The following is a 12061-nucleotide window of genomic DNA, read 5'->3' on the forward strand; positions in this document are numbered from 1 at the left end:
GTTATACTAGAAAGGAAAATAGATTTACAACCCAAAAGAAGGGTTGATTTTATAACTACTTATAGTTATTTATTTTAAATCTTTTTCTTTATATCTAGTTCCTTTACCAAAATTCTTTGATTCATCCTCTAAAAATAGAATTAATGCTCTTCTATAACTTCTTATTGTACTAATATAAAAACCCTTAAACTCAAGTGTTTTAAATTGTTTTGAAATATTTGTTATTTTTTTCTCTTTTTTATCAATTATATTTAAATAAGTGAAAGTTAAATTACTTTTTCCACCAAAAAATACATCAAATAAAATAGAAACTCCAATAAAAGCTAAACCAGCTTGAGCTGAATGTAAAGAAGAGTGTCCTGATAACTTTGTTAAGTTCATAGATATGCTACCTAAGTTATCTGCATTTGTAATTCTACTTACATCTGTAAAAAGCTTAATATCTTTATTGGCATCTAATTCATCACCTGTAAAAGTACCAGAAGTTTGAAATAAAACAACTTTATCTGCATCATCTGGATTATCTACAAGAGTAAAACCATAAGTACTTAATTGTTCTTTTAAGATTGGACCTGGATTAATACCTTTTCTTAGTACAGTTATTCCAAGCTTTTTTTCTTTGAAAGCTTTTTCATCTAAAACTAACCTGAATGAAGTTTGGAATTTACTTGTAAACTTAGGATCATTTTTATATGTATCTAGCATTAATAAAGAAATTCCAAACATATCACTTAATATCTCATTGTAAGTATCATATTTCTTAGTAGATACTAATACTCCTGATTCTAAATTAAACTTCATATTAAAAGGTTTATTGATTTTTTTTGAAGTAGTTTTACTTAATGTTTTATAATCAAGTTCTTCACCTTCATAATAAAATAAAGGTATATTTTTGTTGTATCCATCAAATACTTTTTCTTTACTAGGCATATGAACAATACCTTCTGGAAATTTTATTTCATATGAAACTTTACTTTTTTCAATAAAATCTTTGATATTTAAAAGAACTTCTTTTGTTTTTATAGGAGTCAAATCTTCAAAATAAACTTTAAGCTTTTTATGTTCCATTAAATCTTCTTTTGAAGATGGAATATATAAACCTTGAGCATTTTGAGATAAACAACCACTAAATGTAATTGTAAGTAGTATTGTTGTTAAAATAAACAATAATTTTTTCATTTTGATTTTCCTTGTGTGTTACTTTATTTTTGAAAGTAGAATTATATAAAAATAAAGTTTGAATATAATTAATTATCATATTCTAGTTTAATAAAAAAGAATAATTGTTAATAACTGCTAAAATAATTTTTTATCATTTGTGAATTGCCATTAATTTTTGATGGTATAATAATGATTAATCTATATATTAGTATTCTCACTCTTGACAATATGGATTAAATTGCATATATTCTAATTACTAAAGGAGTTTTTGTGGAAAACTATTTTGATAAAGAGTTTGAATTAAGATTTTTTGAGATGAATAGATTAGGGGAGGCTTCTCCTATTGCTATTTTGACTTTGCTTCAAGAAGCTGCTGCTGAGCATTGTCATTATGCTGGGCATAATCTTTTGTCTTTGATGTCAGAAAATCTTGGATGGGTATTGTTATCTGGCGTGATGCAAATGCAACGCTATCCTTTGTATAAAGAGAAAATTATTATTAGAACTTGGATATCAAAATATCATGCTATTAGAGGAGTTCGTGAAAATATTATCTATGATGAAAACTACAATATTATAGGAAGAGCTAGGGGTTTATGGCTTTTTTATGATATAAAAAGAAGAAGACCAAGAAAAATACATCCAGACTTTTTAAAAAGATGGTCATCTTATGATTTGATTTCTTTAAATCACACTATAACAGATAAAATTGAACCACTTGATTCTTTTGAATATAGAAAAGAGTTTAAAGTAAATATGTACGATACTGATACAAATAAGCATGTAAATAATCTTAGATATTTACAATGGCTAATTGAATCAATACCTGATGAGGTACTAAATAATTACTATTTGTATTTTATTGATGGGCGTTTTATATCAGAAGCCCAGTATGGTGATATAATTTTATCTTCTACAAAAAAAGATGTAACTGATAACTCTTTTATTCATACAATTCAAATAAAAGGAACAAATAAAGTTTGTGCCACTGGAAAAACCATATGGAAAAAAATAGAAAAATAGTTTTTATTTAAAACTCTGCACTTTGTACCCAATTATTTGGTTCTTGTATAAAATGAACAATCTCTTCTAATATAGCTTTATGTTTTAACTCTTCTTTTGCTATATCTATAAAAGCAGTTTTTTCTTCTTCATCTTCAAGTTCATTAGCTTTATCAATATAAAATTGGTAAGAGTCTTCTTCTCTTTTTATTGCATCTTCATAAAATTTAACTTGCTCTGCATCAAAAGTTACACTATCTCTTTGTTCATTTAATGTTTCAAATATTGTTTTTGTATCTGTTGAAATATCAATAGATTTAAAATCTGAACCATCTTTATCTCTCATGCTTTTAAAAACATTATAGTGTTGTACTTCAGCTTCAGCTAAAATATCAAATACTTTTTTTAAGCCATTATTAGGTGCTTTTGAAGCTAAATAATTGTAGTAAGCTTCTCCATCTTTTTCAACTTTCATAGCATAATCATAAACATTCATAGTAACTCCCTTTTATGTTCTTTTAATCTTAGCTAAGATTAATTATGTTGTCAATATCTATGAGTAAAAGAGTAGTAGTTTAATAAATTAGTTAGTAAAAGTTTGTTATTAGTATCATATATATAATATACTAAAAGGTCTAATTTGAAAATAGATTTACAAAATAAAACATATATTACAAAAGCAGTTATTAATACATATTTTTTTGAAAATAGAAATATAGCACTAGAAAAAAAACTTTTTCATAAAATTACACTTTTTTTAAAAGATTTTGATTCAGGCTTAGAGTATGAAGAAAATCCTGTTTATACCCAAATTATATTGGATTGGTATAATTTGAAGTTGCCAAATCCATCAGAACTTCACGGTTTAGATTTAAGTCACAAAAACTATTGTAATGCAGAGGGGTCAATTTATCTTGGTTATGCTTATAATTGGTGTGATGTTGAATATCTAAGATTTTCAAAAAAGAGTGAAAACTCTTTTTTTATTGATGGTAAAATTAATATAGAGTTTGAAAATGAGCAAATTGCTCAAAATGAAGAGTTTATTTTTAAAACAGTTTGTGTTTATGAAAATAACTAAAATTATTAAAGTAAAAAAATGACTATTACAACAGCGAAATTAGATGATGCTAAAAATATTGCAAAAATAATTACAAAAACATGGGAAACTGCATTTGAAGATATTGTGTCTTCTAAAGATAGTAAAAAAGATGAAACTTTTCTTACAACTATTATGAAAAATAACATTTCAAAAAATTTAGAAAAAATTTTTATATTAAAAGATAAAAATAGAGTAGTTGGATTTATTTCTGGAGTTGAAACTAAGTGCTTAAGTACATATGAAATCAAAGGTTTATATATACTACCTAAGTACCAAGGACTAGGATATGGGAAAGTACTTCTTGATACAATAATAGAATATGCAAAACAGTTTTCTTATAAAAAGATTTATCTTCAAACCTTAAAAGGTGCAAAAAACAATATTTTTTATGAAAGATATGGATTTAAAATAGAAGATGAATTTATGTTAAAACTTGGTAATAATAGTTATAAAGGTATTAGTTTTATTAAAAATATTTAATTTAGTAGTTTTAAAAGCTATTATCTAATTATTAAATAATTTTTATTTAGGTAAACTTTTTAAAATTTATTTCTCAGGGCAAGGTGAAATTCCTTACTGGTGGTAACTATAATGATATAGAAGTCCACGAGCGCTTTATTTATAAAGGTCAGCAGATTTGGTGAGAATCCAAAACCAACAGTTAAAGTCTGGATGGAAGAGAAAATAGTATTTATCTTTTTATTGTTAAATTATTAGGATAATATTGCTTTTTGCATTAGCCCTGATTCAATAAGTTTTACTTTAAAATAAAGGTATTACTAAAATGAATCAATCTCTTATGAAAAATGATTTTAAGTTAAAAGTTCAAGAGCTTAATTTAACTATGATGACCAAGGATAATAATTCAAAATTTCAAACACCATTTACTATTTCAATTGAAGCAAAAGATAATATAACAACAGGTGTTAGTGCAAAAGATAGAGTTACTACTATAAAAGCAGCAATTTCACAAAATGGAAAATCAAAAATAATCTCTCCTGGGCATATTTTTCCTTTAAGAGCAAATGAAAAAGGTGTATTAGGCAGACAAGGACATACTGAAGCTAGTATTGACTTGATGAAATTGTCTAAACTTGAGCCTTGTGCTGTTTTATGTGAGATTACAAATCCAGACGGAACAATGGCAAAAGGTAATCAAATAAAAGAGTTCTCAAAAAAATACAGTATGCCAGTAATTAGTGTTGATGATATTATAAGATATTTGAAATATTATAGTATCTAAAGAGCCCTTTTTTTCATGTATCACTTAAAAAATTATATTTAAAAGTTTAATAAAAAATTTATTTACTTTAAACTTTTTTTTATGATATAATTTTTTTTTTATAAGTTTATTATAAATTAGTTATTATTTTTTTGCATTATTCACAAGGAGATTTAATGTTAGTGTTTATTTTGTTGATTGCAATTGCCTTTATTGTTTTTGCTACGAGTAAGCTAAAGTTACATCCATTTATAGCATTACTTATTGCAGCATATGGAATTGCAGTAAGTGTAGGTATGGGGTACACTGAAATAGCTACTACTATAACAAAAGGTTTTGGTGGTATTCTTGCATACATAGGTATAGTAATAGTATTAGGTACAATAATTGGAGTAATACTTGAGAAAAGTGGTGCTGCTATTAAAATGGCAGATGTAATACTTAAAATTGTTGGAAAAAAGCGACCTGTTCTTGCAATGTCAATAATAGGATATATTGTTTCTGTTCCTGTTTTCTGTGATAGTGGATTTGTTATTTTAAATGCACTAAAACGTTCAATGGTTAGACAATTAAAAGTTTCAGGTGTTGCCATGAGTGTTGCTTTAGCAACTGGTCTTTTTGCGACACATACTTTAGTTCCACCAACTCCAGGGCCAATTGCTGCAGCTGGAAACTTGATGGTAGATAACTTAGGTCTTGTGATTATTTTTGGTATCTTAATATCAATTATTACTATGTTAGCAGGTTATTTTTGGGCTGTACGCTCTGGTAAAATTTATACAAATGGTGAAGATTCACTTGTGGATTTAGAAAAAGATAGTGAAGTTTTAGAAAAGTATGGAGAGTTACCAAGTACTTTTAAAGCTTTTGCTCCTATTTTTATACCAATTTTACTTATGGCAGTTGCAAGTATTGTAAAGCTTCTATTTGCAGATATGAGCGATACTATTTTATATAAACTGTTTATCTTTTTAGGTAATCCTACAAATGCACTATTTATTGGACTTTTGTTTGCTACAATGCTTTTACCAAAATTTGATGAAGAGAGATTATCTGGTTGGGTTGGAGAAGGTATTAAAAATGCAGGTGAAATATTAATTATTACTGGTTCAGGTGGTGCTTTAGGTGCTGTATTAAAAGCTAGTGGAATTGGTACATATTTAGGTGATGCTTTGCAAACCTTAAGTCTTGGTATTCTTGTACCTTTTATAATTTCTGCTGCATTAAAATCAGCTCAAGGTTCTTCTACAACTGCATTGGTAGTTACATCAACTATAATTTATCCTTTACTTGCAAACTTAGGATTAGATAGTGAGATGGGAAAAGTTTTAACTGTTATGGCTATTGGAGCAGGAGCTATGACTGTTAGTCATGCAAATGATAGTTTCTTCTGGGTTGTTTCTAGATTTAGTCAAATGGACGTAGCAACTGCTTATAAATCTTATACAATGGCTACTTTAGTTCAAGGTTTAGTAACAATTGCAATTGTTTATATTTTAGCAGGTATTTTACTTTAATATTAAAAGTGCTAGTAAAATTACTAGCACTTTTAAATATTTAGCAATGATTTGATATTTATAACCAAACCTTTGCTTTTAAATTTTGGTAAAAGATTTATTAAAGACTCTTCTCCATGTAATGAAATGTGTTCTTTTATTAGTTCTGTTTTTGTATCTGAGTTTAATATCAACTCTTCTACTTTTAAAGCATCATTAGATTTTACAGCTTGTAAAAGTTGTAAAGATAGAGGAATAAAAGTCATTTTTGTCCTTTTTTATATTTTATTGATGGAATAATGACTATTTATTACTTAATATTTATTTATTTTATTGTTACCAAATTGTAATCAAAATTTATTGTAGTTTTATAAAAAAGGTTAAAGTACTTTTTGTACATTAACCCTCGACTTTTTCAATAATTTTTTCAATATTTTCAATAGTATATTGGTGACCTTCAATTGCTTTATCATATGCAATATATCTTTTAGTATATACAGGTTCATGATAAAGTATTTTATTGTCTTCTTTTTTAAATACCATAGTTTCATATACATATACATTTTCATGTTGATTAAGCCATGCATGTCTTACATGCATTTTTATTGTAGATATAAAATATCTTTTGTTTTTTACTGTTGAAATGTGTTTTAATTCTAAATCGTGAAATTTCATTTTAATCTCCTAAGATTCGCATTATACTATTTTATTTTTATAATAAAATGATATTATACTTTCATTTGCATTAATTCAAAAAGTTGTTACAAACTAAATTTACGATAAAATCGATAAAAAAGCAGAAAGGATAATATTTGAACTGGTTAGATATAGATAAACAACATGTTTGGCACCCTTATAACTCTTTACCTTCTACTACTGAGATTTTGCCTGTAAAAAGAACTGATAAAACATCAATTTTTTTAGAGGATGATACAGAGCTAATAGATGGTATGAGTTCATGGTGGAGTGCGATTCATGGTTATAATCATCCAAAATTAAATGAAGCAATTAAAAAACAAGTAGAGATTATGCCTCATATTATGTTTGGTGGGATGACCCATGAAAATGCAGCAACTTTGTCAAAACTCTTAGTTGATTTAACTGGCTTAAATAGTGTGTTTTTATGTGATAGTGGTTCAGTATCTGTTGAAGTTGCTTTAAAAACTGCTATTCAATACCAAGAAGCAAAAGGATTAAAAAAATATAAATTTATAGCTTGTGAAAATGCATATCATGGAGATACTCTTGCAGCAATGAGTGTATGTGACCCAAATAATTCTATGCATAGTATTTATGGTTCTTATTTACCAAAACATATATTTACAAAAGCTCCAGATATAGGTTTTTATACAGATTGTAGTGAGGCTATTAGTGAATTAGAAAAAACATTTCAAAATCATCATCATGAGGTTGCAGGATTTATAATTGAACCAATTGTTCAAGGAGCAGGAGGTATGAGAGTTTATAATCCAGAGTTTTTAATAAAAGCAAAAGAGCTTTGTGAAAAATATGATATTTTATTAATTACTGATGAAATTGCAACAGGTTTTGGACATACTGGAAAAATGTTTGCTGTTGAGCATGCAAATATAAAACCAGATATTATGACAGTAGGTAAAGGACTTACAGGTGGTTATATGACAATGGCTGCGATGATTACTTCTAAAAAAGTAAGTGATACTATTTCAAACTCTTCTCTTGGTATTTTAATGCATGGACCAACTTTTATGGGAAATCCTTTAGCTTGTTCTGTGGCTATTGAAAGTATAAAACTTCTATTAGAATCGCCTTGGCAAGAAAGAGTAAAAAATATTGAGAATATCTTTTTTGAAGAATTAAAAGAAGCAAAAGAGTTAAAACTTGTAAAAAATACAAGAAATATAGGTGCTATTGGAGTAATAGAACTTCATGACAGCTCTTATGCACAAGCTATACAAGACTATTGTGTTGAGCATGGCGTATGGATAAGACCTTTTGGAAAGCTAATCTATTCAATTGTTGCTTATACTATTAAAGATGAAGATTTAAGAAAAATTGTAAGAGTTATGATAGAGGCAATTAAATCTATAAAGAGTTAATATGAAGAAAAAAGATTTAAAGAAAATGCTTAAGAATCTTCCTAAATATCCTGGGGTTTTAGGAAGAGATAGGTTTTTTAATTCTGCTGTTTTGATACCTTTAGTTAAAAAAAATGGTCAGTATCATATTCTTTTTCAAAAAAGAGCAGCAAATATTAGACAAGGTGGAGATATATGTTTTCCTGGTGGAGGCTTTGAAAAAGATTTAGATAAAGATTTTAAAGATACTGCATTAAGAGAGACAAAAGAAGAGCTTGGAATAGGCAAAAAAGATATTAAAATCTTAGGTCAACTTGATACTATGGTAGCTCCCATGGGTGCTGTTGTTGAGATTTTTGTAGCAGTAGTAAAAAAAAGAGCTTTAAAAACTATGAAAATCGACAAAAACGAAGTAGAAAAAGCTTTTTTGATTCCATTGTCTTTTTTTAAGAAAAATAAACCAAAAGAGTACACTTTAAGAAGTGAAGTAAAACCTTTTCATATAAATGAAGATGGAGAAAAAGAGGTTTATTTTCCAGTAGAAGAGCTAAATCTTCCAAAATTTTATAGAAAACCTTGGGGAAATAAAAGACATAAAGTTTGGGTATATAAATATAAAGGTGAAGTTATTTGGGGAATGACTTCTGTGATATTAATAGATTTTTTAAATAAATATTAAAGTAGATAAATGAATAGTATAATATTAGATAATAATACAAAAATAGTACCATCAAAAGTTGTTTGTATAGGTAGAAATTATAGTGAGCATATTAAAGAATTAAACAATGAAGTACCTGAAGAGATGGTATTTTTTATAAAACCAAACTCATCAATTTCAAATAGTTTAGTTTTCCCTCGTGGTAATAGTTCATGCCATTATGAAGCAGAAATCTCATTTTTGATTGAAGAAAATAAAATAAGTGCAGTTGGTTTTGGATTGGATTTAACTTTAAGACAAACTCAAACAAAACTTAAAAAAGCAGGTCTTCCTTGGGAAAGAGCAAAAGCTTTTAGAAACTCAGCTGTTTTTTCAAAATTTATATCTTTTAGTGAAGATATAAACAGCTTAGAGATTGAACTTTATATAAATAATGAACTAAGACAAAAAGGTGATGTATCCATGATGATACATAAACCAAATGAGATTATAAAAGAAGTAAATAATTTTTTAGATTTTGAGGATGGGGATATTTTAATGACAGGAACACCTAAAGGTGTTGGAGAGTTTAAAGTAGGGGATAAATTTACAGGAAAAATTTTATATAAAAGTAAGCTTTTAATAGAAATTTCACTAGAAGTTAGTTGAAAATTTAAAATAGATTAAAAGTACAAGTTATTTTAATTATTAATTCTATTTGTTGTTTTATTTGATATGATTCGAATAATTATGTTATCGAAGGTAAAATAGATGAACTACAATGAATTAACAGAAGATGAAAAGTACGTAATAGAACAAAAAGGTACTGAAAAACCATTTTCTGGAAGATATAATGATTTTTATGAAGAGGGTATTTATAAATGTAAAAAATGTGGAAAACCTCTTTATAAATCAAAAGATAAATTCTCTTCTGGTTGTGGATGGCCAAGCTTTGATGATGAAATTAAAGAAGCAGTAAAAAAAGTACCTGATAGAGATGGAAGAAGAATGGAGATTGTTTGTGCAAATTGTGATGCACACTTAGGACATGTTTTTGAAGGTGAAGGTTTTACTCCTAAAAATACTAGGCATTGTGTAAACTCAATCTCTTTAGTTTTTGATAGCAAGCAAAAATGTTGTGAAAATCATAGTATTGCTTATTTTGCAGCTGGATGTTTTTGGGGAGTAGAGCATTACTTTAAAAAGCTTGATGGTGTTTATAGTGTTGTTTCTGGATATATGGGTGGAGATGATTCTAGTACTCCTACTTATGAAAGTGTTTGTAGTGGCATGACTGGACATTTAGAAGCTGTAAAAGTTGAGTATGATTGTTGTGAGATAACTTATGAAGAGTTAGTTAAGTATTTTTTTGAAATTCATGATTTTACTCAAACAAATGGACAAGGTCCAGATATAGGAAACCAATACTTATCAGCAATATTTTATATAGATGATAAACAAAGAAAAACAGCTATGAAAGTTATTGATATTTTAAGTGAAAAGGGCTATTTAGTAGCTACAACACTATATGATGCTTCTAAGTTTTATGAAGCAGAAGATTATCATCAAAACTATTATGAAAGAACGGGGAAAATCCCTTATTGTCACTCTTTTAAAAAGATATTTTAAAATAGAGAGGAAGTCTCTCTATTTTATTTTGTTCCTAAGATATAGTAAACTTCTTTACCATCTAGTTTTTTTAAGTCAATATTATATTTATTTGCCCAATGTTGAACTTCCTGATGGAACTCTTCTAAAATCTCTTCTGCATCATTTTCATCGCATTTGATTTTTAGAAATTCCGATGAGTTAGATAATGCAACATATGCATTCATCTTTTTTAGATGGTCATTTAAACTAATGATATGTTTGGCAAACTTATCAAACTCTTTTGTTGTAGCTATCATTTTTTCTGCTTGTTTTAATGAACTTTCATTTTTTGTATAACCTAATTGTGATAGAACTACTTCAGCAGTCATTTCAATCTGCATTATGCACACTCCTTAAAAATATTGTAAAAATAATATAACAAATTTAGTGTAAATAAACTATTAAAAACTGCAACTATTGTGGTATATTTTCTATATTGCTAACAGGCTTACTTATATGGTAACCTTGTGAGTAGTTTATACCCATAGAATCAACAAACTTAAGTGTTTCTTCATCTTCAACAAACTCTGCAATAGTTCTAATACTTAAACTATCGCATAAAAATTTTATAACCCCAACTAAAAGCTGAGATTTTCTATCTTTATGAATATTTTTTATTAAAGAACCATCAAATTTAATATAATCAATATATTGACTAAGGCTAATAATATGTTGAAAATTTGCGTAACCACTTCCAAAATCATCGATTGCAATTTTGCAACCTAATTCTTTCATAGTAGTTATAAATCTTTTTATCTCTTTATAGTTTGAGATACTTTCAGATTCAACTATTTCTATTACAAGTTTTTTTGCTACATCATAATCTTTGATTTTCTCTTCTAAATATTTAGTAAATCCTTTTTCTACAATATCTAAAAAACTTAGATTGATTGAAAACTCATAATCTTTGTCTTGAAAATATCTAAAAGACTTATCAATCATTGCATATGTTAATTTATTATATTTTTTAGAGTCTTTTGCAATATCCATAAAAGAGTTTGGGTATAAAATCTCATTTTTGCTATTTTTTATTCTCATAAGTGTTTCAAATTTTTCAATTTTTTGAGTTCTATTATTATAAATTGGTTGGTAGTGTAAAACTACATTATCTTTATCAATTGCTGTTTTTATAGATTTTAAAATCTTTAAGTTTAAACTATTTATATCTTCTGATTTTATATTTGGGTCATATACTAAAATATCAATTCTTTTCTCAATTGCATAATCAAGTGCCATTTGTGCTTCATGAAGTTTTTGTTTACCTTTTATATTTTTAGGATTACTAATTCCTAGTGTCAAGTCAAGATAAATAGAACTATTTTTATCTATTAAAATCTCCATTTTTTCCAAATCTGCAAAAAGAAGTTGAGTAAACTTTACTAGATTATTTTCACTTGTATATTTATATTTTATAGCAAATATATTACTCTCTAATGAGTATATATCTTCAAAGTTATTATCAATTTGTTTGTAACTACTTATGAGTCTTGCAGCCTCTTTTAAAATCTTATTTAATGCACTATATCCATATACACTTTGTAGTTTTTTACAATTATTTATATAGATTAATATTATTAAAGATTTTTCAAAACTATTGCTATTTTTTTCAAGTTCTCTTTCTAAATAAATAGAGTTTTTTAAACCAGTAATATTATGAGTAATAAGCTTTGATTCATACTCTTTTAGTACTCTATCTGGAAGATTTGCAAAATATATAGCAAGAGGAATTAATAT

15 protein-coding genes and 1 riboswitch are annotated in these 12061 nt (G+C 26.8%); of the genes, 9 read left to right on the forward strand and 6 right to left on the reverse strand.

The window, feature by feature from the left end; genetic code table 11:
• Positions 1-69: 69 nt before the first annotated feature.
• A complete protein-coding gene (locus CP960_RS11410; RefSeq protein WP_101185621.1) occupies positions 70-1179 on the reverse strand; it encodes a hypothetical protein in 1110 nt (369 codons plus the stop codon).
• A 252-nt stretch (positions 1180-1431) separates the two neighbouring features.
• On the opposite strand from CP960_RS11410, the gene CP960_RS11415 reads away from it, so the two are divergent.
• The gene (locus tag CP960_RS11415) at positions 1432-2184 is read left to right on the forward strand and encodes an acyl-[acyl-carrier-protein] thioesterase (protein ID WP_101185622.1); all 753 of its coding nucleotides are present in this window, start codon (positions 1432-1434) and stop codon (positions 2182-2184) included.
• Between the two features lie 7 nt (positions 2185-2191).
• On the opposite strand, the gene CP960_RS11420 is transcribed toward CP960_RS11415, so the two are convergent.
• A complete protein-coding gene (locus CP960_RS11420) occupies positions 2192-2659 on the reverse strand; it encodes a ferritin family protein (protein WP_101185623.1) in 468 nt (155 codons plus the stop codon).
• Between the two features lie 144 nt (positions 2660-2803).
• Here CP960_RS11420 and CP960_RS11425 point away from each other — a divergent pair, with 144 nt between their 5' ends.
• The 4 genes from CP960_RS11425 (at position 2804) to CP960_RS11440 (ending at position 6004) form a co-directional block, all read left to right on the forward strand.
• Complete coding sequence (locus CP960_RS11425) at positions 2804-3244, forward strand: hypothetical protein (protein WP_101185624.1); 441 nt, start codon at positions 2804-2806, stop codon at positions 3242-3244.
• An 18-nt stretch (positions 3245-3262) separates the two neighbouring features.
• A complete protein-coding gene (locus CP960_RS11430) occupies positions 3263-3745 on the forward strand; it encodes a GNAT family N-acetyltransferase (RefSeq protein ID WP_101185625.1) in 483 nt (160 codons plus the stop codon).
• Between the two features lie 65 nt (positions 3746-3810).
• Positions 3811-3953: riboswitch (FMN riboswitch) on the forward strand.
• Positions 3954-4049: 96 nt separating this feature from the next.
• On the forward strand, positions 4050-4508 hold the full coding sequence (locus CP960_RS11435) for a 3,4-dihydroxy-2-butanone-4-phosphate synthase (protein WP_101185626.1): 459 nt from the start codon (positions 4050-4052) through the stop codon (positions 4506-4508).
• 155 nt (positions 4509-4663) lie between these two features.
• The gene (locus tag CP960_RS11440; protein WP_101185627.1) at positions 4664-6004 is read left to right on the forward strand and encodes a GntP family permease; all 1341 of its coding nucleotides are present in this window, start codon (positions 4664-4666) and stop codon (positions 6002-6004) included.
• Positions 6005-6036: 32 nt separating this feature from the next.
• On the opposite strand, the gene CP960_RS11445 is transcribed toward CP960_RS11440, so the two are convergent.
• Positions 6037-6249: a hypothetical protein gene (locus CP960_RS11445; protein ID WP_101185628.1), complete on the reverse strand. Its 213-nt coding sequence runs from the start codon at positions 6247-6249 to the stop codon at positions 6037-6039.
• Between the two features lie 133 nt (positions 6250-6382).
• Positions 6383-6658, reverse strand: coding sequence for a hypothetical protein (locus CP960_RS11450; RefSeq protein ID WP_101185629.1), 276 nt, complete (start codon positions 6656-6658; stop codon positions 6383-6385).
• A 137-nt stretch (positions 6659-6795) separates the two neighbouring features.
• On the opposite strand from CP960_RS11450, the gene bioA reads away from it, so the two are divergent.
• From bioA to CP960_RS11470, 4 genes are all read left to right on the forward strand, one after another.
• On the forward strand, positions 6796-8061 hold the full coding sequence (gene bioA, locus CP960_RS11455) for an adenosylmethionine--8-amino-7-oxononanoate transaminase (RefSeq protein WP_101185630.1): 1266 nt from the start codon (positions 6796-6798) through the stop codon (positions 8059-8061).
• Position 8062: 1 nt separating this feature from the next.
• Positions 8063-8719, forward strand: a complete 657-nt coding sequence (locus CP960_RS11460) for an NUDIX hydrolase (protein WP_101185631.1) — start codon at positions 8063-8065, stop codon at positions 8717-8719.
• Between the two features lie 9 nt (positions 8720-8728).
• A complete protein-coding gene (locus CP960_RS11465; RefSeq protein ID WP_101185632.1) occupies positions 8729-9346 on the forward strand; it encodes a fumarylacetoacetate hydrolase family protein in 618 nt (205 codons plus the stop codon).
• A 102-nt stretch (positions 9347-9448) separates the two neighbouring features.
• Positions 9449-10306 carry a bifunctional methionine sulfoxide reductase B/A protein gene (locus tag CP960_RS11470; protein WP_101185633.1) on the forward strand — a complete coding sequence of 286 codons (858 nt, stop codon included), beginning with the start codon at positions 9449-9451 and terminating at the stop codon, positions 10304-10306.
• A gap of 23 nt (positions 10307-10329) precedes the next feature.
• Here the strand turns inward: CP960_RS11470 and CP960_RS11475 are convergent, their stop codons facing one another.
• Together CP960_RS11475 and CP960_RS11480 are read right to left on the reverse strand one after the other, a co-directional pair.
• Positions 10330-10668 carry a hypothetical protein gene (locus CP960_RS11475; RefSeq protein WP_101185634.1) on the reverse strand — a complete coding sequence of 113 codons (339 nt, stop codon included), beginning with the start codon at positions 10666-10668 and terminating at the stop codon, positions 10330-10332.
• 73 nt (positions 10669-10741) lie between these two features.
• Positions 10742-12061, reverse strand: a 1320-nt coding sequence (locus CP960_RS11480) for a GGDEF domain-containing protein (RefSeq protein WP_133121153.1), incomplete at its 5' end; no start/stop codon positions are given.

Origin of the sequence: Malaciobacter halophilus (assembly GCF_002837275.1) — a bacterium.
Lineage (GTDB): Bacteria > Campylobacterota > Campylobacteria > Campylobacterales > Arcobacteraceae > Malaciobacter > Malaciobacter halophilus.

Coding starts and splice junctions, on each gene's coding strand:
- CP960_RS11410 (WP_101185621.1), bottom strand. CDS start 1,179: ATGAAAAAATTATTGTTTATTTTAACAACAATACTACTTACAATTACA.
- CP960_RS11420 (WP_101185623.1), bottom strand. CDS start 2,659: ATGAATGTTTATGATTATGCTATGAAAGTTGAAAAAGATGGAGAAGCT.
- CP960_RS11430 (WP_101185625.1), top strand. CDS start 3,263: ATGACTATTACAACAGCGAAATTAGATGATGCTAAAAATATTGCAAAA.
- CP960_RS11435 (WP_101185626.1), top strand. CDS start 4,050: ATGAATCAATCTCTTATGAAAAATGATTTTAAGTTAAAAGTTCAAGAG.
- CP960_RS11440 (WP_101185627.1), top strand. CDS start 4,664: ATGTTAGTGTTTATTTTGTTGATTGCAATTGCCTTTATTGTTTTTGCT.
- CP960_RS11445 (WP_101185628.1), bottom strand. CDS start 6,249: ATGACTTTTATTCCTCTATCTTTACAACTTTTACAAGCTGTAAAATCT.
- CP960_RS11450 (WP_101185629.1), bottom strand. CDS start 6,658: ATGAAATTTCACGATTTAGAATTAAAACACATTTCAACAGTAAAAAAC.
- CP960_RS11460 (WP_101185631.1), top strand. CDS start 8,063: ATGAAGAAAAAAGATTTAAAGAAAATGCTTAAGAATCTTCCTAAATAT.
- CP960_RS11465 (WP_101185632.1), top strand. CDS start 8,729: ATGAATAGTATAATATTAGATAATAATACAAAAATAGTACCATCAAAA.
- CP960_RS11470 (WP_101185633.1), top strand. CDS start 9,449: ATGAACTACAATGAATTAACAGAAGATGAAAAGTACGTAATAGAACAA.
- CP960_RS11475 (WP_101185634.1), bottom strand. CDS start 10,668: ATGCAGATTGAAATGACTGCTGAAGTAGTTCTATCACAATTAGGTTAT.